Here is a 14,063-nt window from a genome sequence, read left to right on the forward strand (position 1 = left end):
CCGCAGCTGCATTGACTTGATCCCGCTCTGGTCTTAGGCCTTGACGACCAGATGCAACGAAGAAGCCGGTGAGATTCCGGCACGGTCGCGCCGCTGTGATCGCCTTGGGCGAGAGTCAGACCTTCCTGCATCGGATAACCCTGAACGGGACGCGCAATCCCAAGGAGACAGATATGACCTATGCCACCACGCATATGTTTGCGGTCAAGCCCATTCCCCTGCCCGATGTGATGCCCTGGGCGATTTTCGGCACGCTGATCTTCGCGATCTTCATTTATTTCGTCGGCGCCGAACAGGGCGCGACGGCGGTGGTGCAGGGTGAGACGATCCATGAATTCGTCCATGACGCCCGTCACCTCCTCGGCTTCCCCTGCCACTGACGGGGCCGACATGACCGGATCTCTTTTGCTTCGCGGCCTGATCGCCGGCGTTGTCGCCGGGTTTATCGCCTTTCTCTTCGCCTTCACCTTCGGGGAGCCGCAGGTCGATCTGGCCATCGCCTTTGAAGAGCGTATGGCCGCCGCTGAACCCGCGCCAGCCGTGGCCGCAGAGGACGAAGCGCCCGTGGTCACCCGCGCGACACAGGCCGGGATCGGCCTTGCGACCGGGCTTCTGGCCATCGGCGCGGCGCTTGGCGGGCTGTTCGCCCTGGTCTTCGCCCTGGTCTACGGGCGGATCGGCACCCTCGGCGCCCGCGCCACGGCAGGGCTGCTGGCCCTGGCGGCCTTTGTCGCCATCGGGCTTGTCCCGCAGCTGAAATACCCCGCCAATCCGCCCGCCGTCGGCTTTGATGAAACCATCGGGGCGCGCACTGTCCTGTTCTTCGCCATGCTGGCATTCTCGGTCCTGATCATGGCTGTGTCGGTCCTGACCGCCCGCCGCCTTTGGGCACAGCGCGGCGGCTGGACGGCGGGAACGCTTGGCGGGGCGGTGTTTCTGGGGCTGACCGCGCTGGCCTTCACCGCGCTGCCCACCGTCAACGAAATGCCCGAAGGCTTTGACCCGCTGGTGATCTGGCATTTCCGCATCGCCACCATGGGCATCCACCTGATCTTGTGGCTTGTCATCGGCCTTGGCTTCGGCTGGCTGGCCGAGCGTCTGCTGGAGGGAGGACGCCCCGCCCCCCGGCTTGCCCCGGTCTGAAACGGGCCGATGATGCGGCACAATCCGCTGTGCCGGGCGGCAGGGACGATCCTTGCCGCCTTGGCCTTTTGGCTCGGCCTTGCGGGGCTGGTCTCTGCCCATGGCTCTGGCCGTGGACAAGGGCCGGTTGCGGGCGTGCCGATCGCCGAGATCACCCATGGCCAGATGCCGGTGATCGCCGACCATGCCGGCGCAATCCTCGCGCTGGCAGGCCGCTTTCCTGCGCCGGATGCCGAGTTTGGCCGGGTGCTGAACTATGCAAAGATCCAGCGGGCATGGTGCCTGTGGGGAAGGGTGCCCGGTGCCGTGACGGATGAGGCCAGCCCGTTCAACGCCTGCAGCCACGCCTGGCTGGCGGCAACGCAGGATCTTCTTGTGCGGATGGAGGCCGCCTCGGCAGGCCGCAGCCCGGCCGTGGCCGCGCTGGCCCGCCGGGTGGAGGGGGAGATGCTCCTCGCCTCCACCTCTCTGTCGCTTTGCGCCTTCAGCGCCACGCCCTATGACACCGCGGTGCTGGTGCGCCCGGTCTGGGCCGATGTGCTGCGCCATCCGGTCAGCCTTGGCAGTCTGGGCGGGGCGGCCGCGCTTCTGGCCGCGGCAGGGGTGCTGGCGCTGCGCTGGCTGTTCTCCCGCGCTGCCTAGGCGCGGCGCAACAGATAGATGTCCATGATCCAGCCATGGCGTGCACGGGCCGCGGCGCGGGCATTCAGAATACGCGGCCCGGCCTCGGCCAGCGGGCCGTGGTCAAGGATCTGCGCCTCCATCCCCAGATAGGCGCCCCACCAGATCGACAGGCCCGCGGGCGGCAGGGAGCGGAAGCTGCAGGTGCCGTCCAGCATCACCACGCAGGTGTCGCAGCCCGGGGGGAACCCATCATCCCGCAGGCGGCGGCCCGTGGTCACCATAAAGGGCGCGCCGATGGCGTTCAGGGGCATGGCATGGGCCGCCGCCAGCGCCTGCACCGCCGTAATGCCGGGGATCACCCGGACCCGCGGCGGTCCCGGCAGCCGGGCGGCAATCCGCAGCGAGGAATCATAGAGCGACGGATCGCCCCAGACCAGCAGCGCCACATGATCCGCCCCCGGCACATCGGCCGTCCGTGCCCATGCAAGGGCGATGGCATCGTGCCAGCCCTCCACCCCGGCGCGGTAATCCGGATGCGCCGCATCACGCTGCGGCAGGTCGAATTCCACGACCTGCGCCGCAGGATTGACCAGCACCCGGGCCAGAATCTCGCGCCGCAGATCGGCCAGATCGACCTTGTCCGCCCCCTTGCGCGGCAGAAGGATCAGATCGGCCGCGTTGATCGCCCGCGCGGCCTCGGCCGTCAGGTGATCGGGGTTGCCGGTGCCGATGCCGATCAACGACAGCTCACGCATCACCCTCTCCCTCCGCCAGCGGCCCGTAAAGGATCAGCGCCGGAGGGCCGCCCGCCGCGACCCCCGCCAGCCGCCCGGCCAGCGTGGCCACGGTCCCGCGCCACAGTGTCTGCGCAGGCGTTCCCACCCCCTCGGCCAAGAGGGCGGGCGTGTCGGGCGGCAGGCCCGCCGCGGTCAGCCGGGCGGCCAGTTCCGGAAAGGTCCGCCGCCCCATGAACACCACCGTCGTGGCTGCGGGATCGGCCAGCGCGGCCATGTTCAGCCCCTCGGGCAGGTCGCCCGTCACATCAGCCCCGGTCACGAACTGCACCCGCCGCGCCGTCAGCCGCCGGGTCAGTGGCAGGCCCGCCACCGCCACCGCGGCGCAGGGAGAGGGCACACCGGGCACGATCTCGAACCCGATGCCCGCTGCGCGCAGGGCCGCGATCTCTTCCTCCAGCCGCCCGAACAGGCCCGCATCGCCGGATTTCAGCCGCACCACCCGCGCGCCGGTGCGGGCATAATCCACCAGCAACCGGCTGACATGATCCTGCCGGGGCGAGGCGCGGCCTGCCCGTTTGCCCACGCCCACCAGATCGGCGCCGGGGCGCGCATGGGCCAGGATCGGGCCGGAGGACAGGTCATCGAACAGCACCGCATCGGCACGGCCCAGCCGATCCACCGCCTTCAGCGTCAGAAGCTCCGGGTCGCCGGGACCGGAGGAGACGAAAGAGACGAATCCGGTCATGCGGCATCCTCGGCGATCAGGTGAAAGAAGGTGCCGGTCACGGTGCCGCGCCGCGATCCGGTCTCGGCCACGGGCGCGCCATCGGCATCGGACACCGCGGCCAGCGGGGCATCGGGCTGCGACAGGATGGTGGAATAATGGAACTCATGCCCGCGCAGCCGAGTGCCCGGGGCAAAACCCGGCACCGGCGCCACCAGCTGCGCCAGCCGGTAGCCCAGATGCAGGCGCCGCGTCTGATAGCTGGTGACAAGGCCCAGAAGGCCCGCCATCGGATGCGCCACCCCCGCAGCATCGGTCAGCGCCTGCCCCAGCACCATGTAGCCGCCGCATTCGCCATGGACCGGGCGCGTTGCGGCATGGGCGCGCAGCCCTGCCATGAACCGCCCTGCCGCGGCGATCCGCCCGGCGTGCAGTTCGGGATAGCCGCCGGGCAACCAGACCAGATCGGCCGCGGGCGGCGGCTCATCGGCAAGGGGAGAGAAAGGCAGAACCTCGGCCCCCGCGGCGCGCCACCCGGCCAGAAGATGGGGATAGGTGAAGGAAAACGCCGCATCCTGCGCCAGCGCAATGCGTTGTGCGGGCGGACGGGGCAGCGGCTGCGGTGCGGCGGTGCCGGGGGCACAGGCCGCGGCCAGCGCCCGCAGTGCGGCCAGATCGACATGGGCGCGCAGAAAGGCGGCATAGCCGGCAATCGCGGCCTCAAGATCGGAATGTTCGGTGGCCTGAACAAGGCCAAGGTGGCGTTCCGGCAGCTTCAGGTCGCCCCGCCGGGGCAGAGCGCCCAGCACCCGCAGGCCCGCCTGCGCCATCCCCAGCCGGATCAGCCGCTCGTGCCGCGGGCTGGCCACCCGGTTCAGGATCACCCCGGCAAAGGGCAGCCCGGTGTCATAGCGCGCAAAGCCAAGCGCGGTGGCCGCGGCGGATTGCGCCTGTCCGCCCACATCCAGCACAAGGATCACCGGCCAGCCCATGGCCCGCGCCAGTTCCGCACTGCTGCCATGGCCGCCGACACCTGCGGTGGCCACGCCATCGAACAGGCCCATCGACCCTTCGGCCAGCACCAGATCCGCGCCTTCCGCCTGCCGGGCCAGCGCGGCGATCATCCCCGGCGCCATCGCCCAGCTGTCCAGATTGAACGAGGCCCGCCCCGCCGCCGCCCGGTGAAAGGCCGGGTCGATGTAATCCGGTCCGCTTTTGAACGGCTGCACCGCCAGCCCATCCTCGGCCAGCGCGCGCAGAAGACCCAGCATCACCGTGGTCTTGCCGGTGCCAGAGGCCGGGGCGCTGATCATCAGCCCGGGGGGAAGCGTCATGCCCCGGTCCCCGGAAAGCGCGGATCGGTGCCTACGGGGCGATAGCGCCGGTCGTAATCGCCCGCGTAAAGGCGGCTTTCGGCGAAATCCCCGGCCCCGAGGGTGCGGCCCACAAGGATCAGCGCGCTGCGCTCTCCATGGCCGATGGCGGGGTCCAGCGTGGCCAGCGTGGCGCGGACCACCCGCTCATCCGGCCATGTGGCGCGGAAGACCACGGCCACGGGGCAATCCGGGCCGTAATGCGGGGTCAGCGTGGCGAGCACCTGATCCAGCACGTGGACCGACAGGTGGATGGCCAGCGTGGCGCCGGTACGGGCAAAGTTCTCCAGCATCTCCCCCTCGGGCATGGCGCTGGCCCGGCCCGAAGTGCGGGTCAGCACCACCGATTGCGCCACGCCGGGCAGTGTCAGCTCTGCCCCCAGAACGGCGGCGGCAGCGGCGAAGGACGGCACGCCCGGCGTCACATCATAGGGAATCTCCAGTGCGCGCAGGCGGCGCAACTGTTCCCCCATGGCGGACCAGACCGACAGATCGCCGGAATGCAGCCGCGCCACATCCTGCCCCGCGGCATGGGCAGCGGCGATCTCGGCCATGATCCCGTCCAGATCCATCGGCGCGGTGTTCACGATCCGGCAGCCGGGCGGGCAATGGGCCAGCACGCCTTCGGGCACCAGCGACCCGGCATACAGGCAGACGGGCGAGGCGGCGATCAGGTCGCGCCCGCGGAGCGTGATCAGGTCCGGCGCACCGGGGCCTGCGCCGATGAAATGAACGGTCATCCGTTGGATCCTTCGCTTGGCCCCGGCCCCTCGGCCAGCGCCCATGTGACAGCGCCAAGGGTGTGGCGCGGAAGAAGCAGGCGGCCCCGGCTGGCCAGCAGGGCGGCCGCCTCGGCCACCGATCCGCAGCCGAAGCGGAGCAGAATGCGCGCGGATTGCGTCGGCGTCGTCACGCCCGCCAGCAGCGAGGAAGGAAGCCACCTGACCGGCAGGGGCAGATCCGCCAGCGCAGGATGGCCCGCCCGCATGGCCAGAATGGCCAGCAGATCGGCCGGGCCCGCCGCGGCCAGCGCCGCCTCAACCATGCAGCTGCAGGCCGCGGCAGAAAGGCCGAGCCCGATCACGCGCATGGGCCGCGGCTCCATTGCACCACCGGGCGCAAGGGCCGCCAGCCCTGCATGCGGCCCAAGGGTTCGGCCCGGGCAAGGTCGATCCGCAAAAGCTCACCCCCCTCGGTGGCATGAAGGCGGATCAGCAGGGCCTCGGTCTCCAGCGTGACGGCATTGACCACCAGCCGCGCCTGCCGCGGCAGCAGCGCATGCAGCGCCGCATCGAAGCCGCCGCCGACAAACACTGCGGCGGGCGGCGGCAGGCCCGGCAGCACCGTGGCCGAGGCACCGTGATGCACGCTGATCCGATGCGACAGGCCGAAGCGGTCGGCATTGGCGCGGATATTCGCGGCACGGTCGGCCCGGTGTTCCACCGCCTGCGCCCGCCCCCCCGCCAGCGCCCATTCGACCGAGACGGAGCCCGATCCCGCGCCCAGATCCCACAGCATCTCACCCGGCCGCGGGGCCAGGGCGGCAAGGGTCAGCGCGCGGATCGGGGATTTGGTGATCTGGCCGTCATGGGCAAAGCTAGCGTCGGGCAGGCCGGGGCTGCGCGGCAGGCCGGGGCGGCCAAGTGGCTCCAGCGCGACGGCCACGGGCACGTTTGCGCCGGACAGGTCCGGTGTGGCGGCGGTGCCCTCACGGATGCGCTCCCGCGGGCCGCCAAGCGCTTCCAGCAGCACGAGGCGGCTGTCGCCCCAGCCTTCCGCCACCAACCAGTCCGCCAGCGCTGCCGCGGCAGGCCCGTCGCGCAGGGTGCAGATCAGCCGCGCGCCCGGAGCCAGATGGGGCACAAGCTGCGCGAAAGGGGCGGCATGCAGGCCAAGGCAGGCGCAATCCTCCAGCCGCCAGCCCAGCCGGGCCGCCGCCAGCGAAAACACCCCGGCCACCGGAAAGGCCCGCCATTCGCCCGGGTTCAGTGCCGCGGCCAGCGCGCCGCCCGCCCCGAACCAGAACGGATCGCCTGAGGCCAGGACCGCCACCGCCTGCCCGCGCCGGGCCAGAACGGGGGCAAGGTCGAAGGGCACCGGCCAGGGGCAGCCGCGGTCCCCGGCGGCGACCAGCGCCAGATGCCGGGGGCCGCCAAAGATCACCTGTGCCGCGGCCAAGGCAGCACGGCTTGCCTCCGACAGGCCCGCCGGGCCATCTTCGCCCAGACCGATGATCGACAGCCAGGGTTCAGCCATGACACGCATCCTTCTGCTGGGCGGAACGCATGAGGCGGGCCGGATGGCCGCCGCGCTGGCCGCGGCCGGGCTGGATGCGGTCTATTCCTATGCCGGGCGTACCACGGCGCCGGTCGCCGCGCCGCTGCCCACCCGGACCGGCGGCTTTGGCGGGGCGGAGGGTCTGGCGCAATGGCTGCGCGATCAGCGCATCACCCATGTGATCGACGCGACCCACCCCTTTGCCGCGCAGATCAGCGCCAATGCCGCACAGGCCTGCGCCGCGGCGGGCGTGGCGCTGATGGCGCTGCAACGCCCGGAATGGACCGCAGGCGCGGGGGACCGCTGGACCCATGTGCCGGATATGGAGGCTGCCGCCGCCGCCCTGCCCGCGCAGCCCGCCCGGGTGTTTCTGGCCATCGGGCGGCAGGGCCTGAGCCCGTTTCTGGACCGGCCCGGCCACCGCTATCTGCTGCGGCTGGTCGATCCGCCCGCGGCCCCGCCCCTGCCCGGCGCGACCGTGGTGGTCGACCGCGGCCCCTTCACCGAAGCGGGGGACCTGGCGCTGATGCAGGAGCATGGCATCCAGATCGTGGTGGCCAAGAATGCGGGCGGCGACGGCGCCCGGGCCAAGCTGGCCGCCGCCCGGCAACTGGGTCTGCCCGTCGTGATGGTCGCGCGTCCCGCTGTGCCCGAACGGCCAGAGGCCCCGAGGGTGGAGGCGGTGATGGGCTGGCTGCGTCATGGCGCGGACCGTGGGGTATAGACCCAGGGCCCGACGCGGCGGGTCTGGCTGTTGCCCAAGAGAACCACGGTCCGCATATCCGCCATCCCGGGCGTGGCCGCGGCCAAAGTCACCGTGCGGATCTCCTGCGCCGGGGTGGAGACGGCGCGGGCAAAGGTGATCAGCCGGTCCGGCCCGCAGACCTCGCGCAGCAGATCCAGCGCGCGGGCAAAGCCTTCGGGCCGCGCGCGGGAGCGGGGGTTGTAGAAGGCCATGGCCAGATCGGCGGCCGCCGCCAGCCGCAGCCGGGTTTCGATCAGCGCCCAGGGCTTCAGATTGTCCGAAAGATTGAGGCAGCAGAAATCATGCCCCAAGGGCGCACCCGCCGCCGCCGCCGCGGCCAGCATGGCGGTGATGCCCGGCAGGATGCGGATCTCCAGCCCGTACAGATCGGGCCGGGCCTCCAGCGCTTCGAACAGGGCGGAGGCCATGGCGAACACTCCGGGATCGCCGGAAGAGACGATGACCACCCGCCCGCCCGCCGCCGCCAGGGCCAGCGCATGCTGCGCGCGGTCCAGTTCCTCGCGGTTGTCGGAGGGGTGGAGCGTCAGGCCGGCACGGGGCGCCACACGGGCCACATAGGGAATATAGCCCAGCACATCGGTCGCCTGCGCCAGCGCCGCCGTCACCTCGGGCGTGATCATTGCCTCCGCCCCGGGGCCAAGGCCCGCCACCACCAGCCAGCCGCTCATTCCGGGGCCTCCGCAGCGGAACGTTCTGGCCGGCGGCCCTGACCATGGACGATGACGATGGCGAAATAGGGACAATCCGCCCCGTCCACCTCGGCCAGCCGGGCGATGCGCTGGCCGGGCATGGTGCCGCGTTCCACCAGCCATGCCGCCTCCAGCCGCCCGGCCCGGCTGAGCGCGCGGCGGACCTTGGGCAGGTTGCGCCCGGTCTTCATGATCACCAGCGCATCGGCGGCCCGCGCATGGCGGACAAGGTCCTGCTCCGGCAGCGTGCCCATCAGCACGGTCAGCACATCGTCGCCCCATGTGATCGGCTGGCCGGTGGCATTCCAGCAGCCCGCCATGCCCGGAATGCCGGGGATCACCTCGACCACGGCGCGGCCCTGCAACCGGCTGTGCAGATGCATGAAAGAGCCGTAGAGGAACGGGTCCCCCTCACACAGGACGACGATCTCATGATCCGCGGCCAGGGCGGCCAGACGGTCGGCCCAGCCGTCGTAGAACCCCGCCAGCAGGCGGATGTAGTCCGGGTTGTCGAAGGGCAGTTCGGTGGTGACGGGATATTCCATCGCCAGCTCCACCACGCCCGGGCGCAGCATGCCGTCCACCATGCGGCGGGCCTGTCCCGCGCGCCCGGCCTTGCGGAAATAGGCCACGTGGCTGGCGCCCCGGATCGCCCGGTCGGCGCGCAGGCTGATCAGGTCGGGGTCGCCGGGGCCAAGGCCCGCACAGAGAATCCGGCCCATGATCATTCCTTCCGGCTGGCCAAAGCGTTGACGGCGGCCACCGTGATGGCCGATCCGCCAAGCCGCCCGCGCACGATCAGCGCCGGACAGGGCGGGGCCGCCATCAGCGCCGCCTTGGATTCCGCCGCGCCGATGAAACCGACCGGACAGCCGATGATCGCCGCGGGCCGCGGGCAGGCCGGGTCTTCCAGCATGTTCAGCAGGTGGAAAAGCGCGGTCGGCGCATTGCCGATGGCCACCACCGCGCCGGCCAGATGCGGGCGCCACAACTCGACCGCGGCGGCGCTGCGGGTGTTCTCCATCCGCGCGGCCAGCGCGGGCACCTGCGGATCGTGCAGGGTGCAGATCACCGCATTCCCCGCCGGAAGGCGCGGGCGGGTGATCCCCTCGCTGACCATGCGGGCATCGCAAAGGATGGGCGCCCCCGCCTCCAGCCCGGCCCGCGCCGCCACAGCCATGCCGGGGGTGAAGGCCACATGCGCCTCTAGCCCCACCATCCCGGCGGCATGGATCATGCGGACGGCGACGATCTCTTCCTCGGGGGTGAAGCGGGCCAGATCGGCCTCGTCCCGGATGGTGGCAAAGGACTGGCGGTAGATTTCGGCGCCATCGGTGATGTAGCGGTGCGGCATTCAGGGGCTTCCGGTCAGAAGGTCGGGCAAAGCGGCGGCGGGATAGACCGGCCCGGGGTCAGAGGCGCGGCCGTCCCGGATCAGGGCAAAGCCCGTCCCGGTGGCCGTCAGGGTCAGCGGGGCAGCCGCGGGATGGGCACAGCCCTTGGCGCAGCCCGAGACATGCAGCAGCCCGCCCGGCGGCACAGAGGGCGCCAGCGCCCGGGCCAGCGCGCGTGTCGGGGCCAGCGCCTGCGGACAGCCGGGCGCGCCGGTGCAGGCGATGACCCGCAGCAGGGGATCGGCGGGATCGGTCAGCGTGCCGGGGATTGCGGGCAGCGCGGTGGCCCCGTCCAGCAGGACCATCCGCCACGGCGTCAGCCGCAGGTCATGGCCCGTTGCCGCGAGGGCCGAGAGCGTCTCCGCCTGCATCTGCCCGAAGGCCAGCGCGACCAGCGCCCCCTCGGGCCGCAGACCGGGCGGCGGCGGCGGACAGGCTGCGGCGGGCGGTTCGTCACCGGACAGATGGGCGGGCGGCACGGCCCCGCGGGCGATCAGCGCCGCCATCCGGCCCCGCCCGTCCTGCATGCCGCCTGCCGCGATGAACCAGTGGGCAAGCTCCACGGCCAGCGCGGGCGCCTCCTTCGCATGAACCGCCCGGCCCGTTGCCCTGCCATCGGCGCGCAGGATCAGCCCGCCCGTGGCCCCGCGCTCCACCCGGATGTCGCCGGGCACGCCGTCCAGCCAGCGCTCCGCGCCGGTGTCCAGCGCAAAGCCGAACTTGGCCGGAAGCGCGGGGGCGGCGGTCAGCGCATCCGCCAGTGCGGCAGCCAGCGCATCGGCAGAGGCGAAGGGGGCGACGGTGATGTTGCGCCGGCTCTCTCCGGCCAGATCGCGGTCGATCAGGCCAAGGGCGGACAGGTCGGCAATCAGCGTGGCATGGCGCTCCGGCCGCACGCCGCGCAGTTGCAGATTCCCGCGGGCGGAGAGGTCGATCAGCCCGTTGCCACAGGCCGCCGCGGCCGCGGCAATCCCCGCCGCCTGCGCGGGGGACAGCCGCCCGGCATGGGGCCGCACCCGCACCACCAGCCCGTCGCCCGACGGCATGGGCCGCAGCGCGCCGGGGCACCAGCCCTGAATGACCGGCCCGCTCACAACCGCTCTCCGTCATGCCGGGCGTTGCGCGCGCTGTGCCACAGGCCCGCCGCGCGCAGGGCCGCGAACCGCCCCCGCAGGGCCGCCAGAGCGGCGGGATTTTCGCGGGACATGAAGGCTGCAACCTCCTCCCGGCCCAGAGTGGCCGCGTGATAGAGGTCGAACAGATGCGGCGGCACCGCCTGCGCCAGATGGACAAAGGCGGCCATGTTGTCCAGCGTGGCCGCGATCTCGGCCGCGCCGCGGAACCCGTGGCGCATCATGCCCGCGGCCCAGTCCGGGTTGGCGGCCCGGGCGCGGACCACGCGCGCAATCTCTTCGGTCAGGGCGCGGGCGCGCGGCGCTTCGGGCCGTGTCGCGTCAAGGTGATAGAGTGCTGCCCCCTCCAGCCCCAGATGCGAACGGGCCGCGGCAAAGCCGCCTTCATGCGCGGCATAATCGGGGGCCATCAGCAGATCCGTCTCGGGCAGGTCCTGCACATGGACAAAGGCATCGGCCCCGCGCAGCCGATCCTCCAGCGCGGCGCGGGCGGGGGCGATGTCTCCCTGCGCGTCGACGGCCCAGGCGGATTGCGCCAGCCAGGCCTCACCCGCGGCGGCGCGGCCCTGTCCGGTGTAATCCTCCGCCACGCCCGCCATCCCCAGCCCATATTGTCCGGGCTTCGGACCAAAGACGCGGGGCACCCGCAGGGCATAGGGATTGTCCGCCGCCCCCTCGTCCCGCAGGGCCAGTGCGCCTGCACCCAGTTCGAACATCTGCGCCAGCCCGGGAAACACGTCGCGGAACAGGCCGGAGACGCGCAGTGTCACGTCGATGCGGGGGCGGCCCAGCAGGGCCAGCGGCACAACCTCCACCCCCGTCACCCGGCCCGAGGCCGCATCCCAGACCGGCACCAGCCCCGCCAGATGCAGCGCCATGGCGAATTCCTCGCCCGCCGTCCGCATCGAGGCCGATCCCCAGAGATCCACCACCAGCCCGCGCGGCCAGTCGCCGTGGTCCTGCAAATGGCGGCGCAGCAGCTCTTCGGCCAGTTTCACCCCCTGCGCATGGGCGCCCGGTGTCGGCACAGCGCGGGGGTCCACCGCATAGAGGTTGCGCCCGGTCGGCACCACATCCGCCCGCCCGCGGTGCGGAGAGCCGGACGGCCCCGGCGACACGAACCGGCCATCCAGTGCGGCCAGCAGCCCCGCCATCTCTCCGGCCCCGTCGCCATAGACATGCAGCCCGTCACCGAAACGGCTGTCCTTCAGGTCACAAACGAAACGGTCGATCCGGGTGATCGCTTCGGCCGGTGTCGCCTCCCGCGGGAGGGCGAGATCGTCTTCGATCCCCAAAGCCGCGGCCAAGCTCCGGATGTCGGCGATCAGACGGCGGCGGCGGGAGGGGTCCAGCCCGTCCGCGGTGGAATATTCGTCCAGCAGCCGCTCCAGCCCCTCCAGCGCGACGGGCAGGCGCGAAGGGGCCAGCGGCGGCGGCAGATGGCCCAGCGTGACCGCACCGATCCGCCGCTTGGCCTGCGCGGCCTCGCCCGGGTCATTGACGATGAACGGATAGACGAAGGGCAAGGCACCGGCCAGCACACCGGGCCAGCAGGTCGCCGACAAAGCCACCGCCTTGCCCGGCAGCCATTCCAGCGTGCCATGCGCACCCATATGGATCGCCGCATGCAGGCCCTGTGCCTGAAGCCACAGGTAGAAGGCCACGTAACCATGGCGCGGGACGCGGGACAGGTCGTGATAATCTTCCCCACGAACGGGGCGATCGCCCCGCTCCGGCTGCAGCGCCACCAGAACCGCGCCGCGCCGGGTGGCGGCGAAGTGAAAGGCGCCGTCGCGGCAGGCCGGGTCCGCCTCGGGCGCGCCCCATGCGGCGGCCAGATCGTCGCGCAGCGCCGCGGGCAGGCGGTCCAGCGCAGCGCGGTAGTCCGCCAGCGGCCAGCGCAGGGTTTCGGACAAAAGCGCGGGGATCAGTGGCGCGGCCGGCGCGGTGGCATAGCCCGCCCCTTGCAGCGCCGCCAGCACCGCCCGGGCCGAGGCCGGGGCGTCCAGCCCCACGGCATGGGCGATCTGATCCGCCCGGCCGGGATAGGTGGAAAGCACCAGCGCCAGCTGCCGCGCCGCGGGCGGGGTCTGCGCCAGACGGTGCCAGCCCTGCGCCCGGTCCAGCGCAGCGGCGATCCGGTCCTCCTCCGGCCGGTGGGAGAACCGCGAGAATTCCAGATCCGGATCGCGCGGGCCGGGGGATTTGAAGCTGGCCACGCCGGCGAAAATCCGGCCGTCCACCTCAGGCAGGACGACATGCATCGCCAGATCGGCGGGCGACAGCCCGCGCTCTGACCCGGCCCAGTCCCGCCGCCGGGCCGTGGACAGCGCCAGCTGGAACACCGGACAACCCGGCCCGTCCAACGGCGAGCCTCCGTCCTCACCCCGGGCGGAAAAGGCGGTCAGGCTGAAGATCAGCTCCGGGCGCAACCCCGCCAGTGCGCCGCTCAACCAGTCCGCCGCGCCCGGCGCCTTCAGCGAGGGCACGAACAGCCCCTGCGCGGCAAATCCGCGGTCACGCAATCCGCGGATCACCGCATCCGACGGGGCGGTATCGGCCGCGGTCAGATAGCTGCGGTAGAAGACCACACCGGCGGGGCGGTCGCCCGGCACAGGCCCCGCCGTCACGCCAAGCGCGGGGTCATACCAGCCGAACTCCGGCACCGTCTTGGCGCCGCGGACCGGTCCGGCAAACAGGCCCGCCGCCAGCGACAGTTGCGCCAGCGCCGCCTGTGCGGCCACGGCGCCCCCGGCATCGCACAAAGCCTGCAACCGCCGCAGGGTCGAGACGGGCAGGGTCGAAGCCGCGTCCAGCGCCGTATCCTCGCGCCCGTCGGCGGGCAGCACGGCCAGCGCAATGCCACGGCGGCGGGCCAGATCCTGCAAGGTGGCCAGCCCGTAGGACCAGTAGCCCGCCCCGCCGATCAGCCGCACCAGAATGCCGCGCGCGCCTGCCGCCGTCGCCTCGGCCCATGTGTCCACCGAAACCGGATGCCGCAGCGCCACCAGATTGGCCAGCCGCAAGCCGGGCAGCGGCTGGCCCGCCGTCCGCGCCCGGTGCCAGCCCGCCGCGAAGGCACCAAGGTCGCTGTCGGAAAACGACAGGACCAGCAGATCGGCGGGCGATTGCCGCAGATCGGTGGGCACTGCGGTTTCCTCCAGCCCGTGGCTTTCGCGGAAGACAACATGCATCGCGGCGCC

15 protein-coding genes and 1 riboswitch are annotated in these 14,063 nt (G+C 72.0%); of the genes, 4 read left to right on the top strand and 11 right to left on the bottom strand.

The window, feature by feature from the left end; translation table 11 throughout:
* Positions 1 to 11 precede the first annotated feature (11 nt).
* A riboswitch (cobalamin riboswitch) is annotated at positions 12 to 143 on the top strand.
* A gap of 30 nt (positions 144 to 173) precedes the next feature.
* Genes ACO2Q5_RS14770 through ACO2Q5_RS14780 form a run of 3 tightly spaced genes read left to right on the top strand, consistent with a single transcriptional unit; the run spans position 174 to position 1,785 of the window.
* Positions 174 to 380, top strand: coding sequence for a CbtB domain-containing protein (locus ACO2Q5_RS14770; protein WP_423292360.1), 207 nt, complete (start codon positions 174 to 176; stop codon positions 378 to 380).
* 10 nt (positions 381 to 390) lie between these two features.
* The gene (locus ACO2Q5_RS14775; protein ID WP_423292362.1) at positions 391 to 1,143 is read left to right on the top strand and encodes a CbtA family protein; all 753 of its coding nucleotides are present in this window, start codon (positions 391 to 393) and stop codon (positions 1,141 to 1,143) included.
* A gap of 9 nt (positions 1,144 to 1,152) precedes the next feature.
* The gene (locus ACO2Q5_RS14780) at positions 1,153 to 1,785 is read left to right on the top strand and encodes a hypothetical protein (RefSeq protein ID WP_423292364.1); all 633 of its coding nucleotides are present in this window, start codon (positions 1,153 to 1,155) and stop codon (positions 1,783 to 1,785) included.
* On the opposite strand, the gene cobF is transcribed toward ACO2Q5_RS14780, so the two are convergent.
* The 6 genes from cobF to cbiE are packed head-to-tail and all read right to left on the bottom strand — an operon-like array spanning position 1,782 to position 6,857.
* The gene (cobF, locus tag ACO2Q5_RS14785; RefSeq protein ID WP_423292366.1) at positions 1,782 to 2,522 is read right to left on the bottom strand and encodes a precorrin-6A synthase (deacetylating); all 741 of its coding nucleotides are present in this window, start codon (positions 2,520 to 2,522) and stop codon (positions 1,782 to 1,784) included. The genes ACO2Q5_RS14780 and cobF overlap by 4 nt on opposite strands.
* Positions 2,515 to 3,249 (bottom strand): uroporphyrinogen-III C-methyltransferase, encoded by a 735-nt coding sequence (gene cobA, locus ACO2Q5_RS14790; RefSeq protein WP_423292368.1) that lies wholly within the window; start codon positions 3,247 to 3,249, stop codon positions 2,515 to 2,517. Before cobA ends, cobF begins: the two co-directional genes overlap by 8 nt.
* The gene (locus ACO2Q5_RS14795; RefSeq protein ID WP_423292370.1) at positions 3,246 to 4,562 is read right to left on the bottom strand and encodes a cobyrinate a,c-diamide synthase; all 1,317 of its coding nucleotides are present in this window, start codon (positions 4,560 to 4,562) and stop codon (positions 3,246 to 3,248) included. Before ACO2Q5_RS14795 ends, cobA begins: the two co-directional genes overlap by 4 nt.
* Positions 4,559 to 5,341 (bottom strand): precorrin-4 C(11)-methyltransferase, encoded by a 783-nt coding sequence (gene cobM, locus ACO2Q5_RS14800; RefSeq protein WP_423292372.1) that lies wholly within the window; start codon positions 5,339 to 5,341, stop codon positions 4,559 to 4,561. Before cobM ends, ACO2Q5_RS14795 begins: the two co-directional genes overlap by 4 nt.
* Positions 5,338 to 5,691, bottom strand: coding sequence for a cobalamin biosynthesis protein (locus ACO2Q5_RS14805; RefSeq protein WP_423292374.1), 354 nt, complete (start codon positions 5,689 to 5,691; stop codon positions 5,338 to 5,340). Before ACO2Q5_RS14805 ends, cobM begins: the two co-directional genes overlap by 4 nt.
* On the bottom strand, positions 5,682 to 6,857 hold the full coding sequence (cbiE, locus tag ACO2Q5_RS14810; RefSeq protein ID WP_423292376.1) for a precorrin-6y C5,15-methyltransferase (decarboxylating) subunit CbiE: 1,176 nt from the start codon (positions 6,855 to 6,857) through the stop codon (positions 5,682 to 5,684). Before cbiE ends, ACO2Q5_RS14805 begins: the two co-directional genes overlap by 10 nt.
* Here cbiE and ACO2Q5_RS14815 point away from each other — a divergent pair.
* The gene (locus ACO2Q5_RS14815; protein ID WP_423292378.1) at positions 6,856 to 7,602 is read left to right on the top strand and encodes a cobalt-precorrin-6A reductase; all 747 of its coding nucleotides are present in this window, start codon (positions 6,856 to 6,858) and stop codon (positions 7,600 to 7,602) included. The genes cbiE and ACO2Q5_RS14815 overlap by 2 nt on opposite strands.
* Here the strand turns inward: ACO2Q5_RS14815 and cobJ are convergent.
* From cobJ to cobN, 5 genes are read right to left on the bottom strand one after another with little or no spacing between them, the layout of a single operon-like run.
* Positions 7,578 to 8,312, bottom strand: coding sequence for a precorrin-3B C(17)-methyltransferase (gene cobJ, locus ACO2Q5_RS14820; RefSeq protein ID WP_423292380.1), 735 nt, complete (start codon positions 8,310 to 8,312; stop codon positions 7,578 to 7,580). The two genes, ACO2Q5_RS14815 and cobJ, sit on opposite strands and share 25 nt — an antisense overlap.
* Positions 8,309 to 9,055, bottom strand: a complete 747-nt coding sequence (locus ACO2Q5_RS14825) for a precorrin-2 C(20)-methyltransferase (RefSeq protein WP_423292382.1) — start codon at positions 9,053 to 9,055, stop codon at positions 8,309 to 8,311. Before ACO2Q5_RS14825 ends, cobJ begins: the two co-directional genes overlap by 4 nt.
* A gap of 2 nt (positions 9,056 to 9,057) precedes the next feature.
* Entirely contained in the window at positions 9,058 to 9,687 is a 630-nt protein-coding gene (locus ACO2Q5_RS14830) for a precorrin-8X methylmutase (protein ID WP_423292384.1), read from the bottom strand.
* On the bottom strand, positions 9,688 to 10,821 hold the full coding sequence (cobG, locus tag ACO2Q5_RS14835; protein ID WP_423292386.1) for a precorrin-3B synthase: 1,134 nt from the start codon (positions 10,819 to 10,821) through the stop codon (positions 9,688 to 9,690).
* Positions 10,818 to 14,054, bottom strand: coding sequence for a cobaltochelatase subunit CobN (gene cobN / locus ACO2Q5_RS14840; RefSeq protein WP_423292388.1), 3,237 nt, complete (start codon positions 14,052 to 14,054; stop codon positions 10,818 to 10,820). Before cobN ends, cobG begins: the two co-directional genes overlap by 4 nt.
* Between the last annotated feature and the right edge of the window lie 9 nt (positions 14,055 to 14,063).

The organism is Neotabrizicola sp. VNH66 (genome assembly GCF_049445895.1).
GTDB lineage: Bacteria > Pseudomonadota > Alphaproteobacteria > Rhodobacterales > Rhodobacteraceae > Pseudogemmobacter.

Bases quoted from the DNA above. Each gene is read 5' to 3' on its own strand.
- ACO2Q5_RS14770 (WP_423292360.1), top strand. From the start codon at position 174: ATGACCTATGCCACCACGCATATGTTTGCGGTCAAGCCCATTCCCCTG.
- ACO2Q5_RS14775 (WP_423292362.1), top strand. From the start codon at position 391: ATGACCGGATCTCTTTTGCTTCGCGGCCTGATCGCCGGCGTTGTCGCC.
- ACO2Q5_RS14780 (WP_423292364.1), top strand. From the start codon at position 1,153: ATGATGCGGCACAATCCGCTGTGCCGGGCGGCAGGGACGATCCTTGCC.
- cobF (WP_423292366.1), bottom strand. From the start codon at position 2,522: ATGCGTGAGCTGTCGTTGATCGGCATCGGCACCGGCAACCCCGATCAC.
- cobA (WP_423292368.1), bottom strand. From the start codon at position 3,249: ATGACCGGATTCGTCTCTTTCGTCTCCTCCGGTCCCGGCGACCCGGAG.
- ACO2Q5_RS14795 (WP_423292370.1), bottom strand. From the start codon at position 4,562: ATGACGCTTCCCCCCGGGCTGATGATCAGCGCCCCGGCCTCTGGCACC.
- cobM (WP_423292372.1), bottom strand. From the start codon at position 5,341: ATGACCGTTCATTTCATCGGCGCAGGCCCCGGTGCGCCGGACCTGATC.
- ACO2Q5_RS14805 (WP_423292374.1), bottom strand. From the start codon at position 5,691: ATGCGCGTGATCGGGCTCGGCCTTTCTGCCGCGGCCTGCAGCTGCATG.
- ACO2Q5_RS14815 (WP_423292378.1), top strand. From the start codon at position 6,856: ATGACACGCATCCTTCTGCTGGGCGGAACGCATGAGGCGGGCCGGATG.
- cbiE (WP_423292376.1), bottom strand. From the start codon at position 6,857: ATGGCTGAACCCTGGCTGTCGATCATCGGTCTGGGCGAAGATGGCCCG.
- cobJ (WP_423292380.1), bottom strand. From the start codon at position 8,312: ATGAGCGGCTGGCTGGTGGTGGCGGGCCTTGGCCCCGGGGCGGAGGCA.
- ACO2Q5_RS14825 (WP_423292382.1), bottom strand. From the start codon at position 9,055: ATGGGCCGGATTCTCTGTGCGGGCCTTGGCCCCGGCGACCCCGACCTG.
- ACO2Q5_RS14830 (WP_423292384.1), bottom strand. From the start codon at position 9,687: ATGCCGCACCGCTACATCACCGATGGCGCCGAAATCTACCGCCAGTCC.
- cobN (WP_423292388.1), bottom strand. From the start codon at position 14,054: ATGCATGTTGTCTTCCGCGAAAGCCACGGGCTGGAGGAAACCGCAGTG.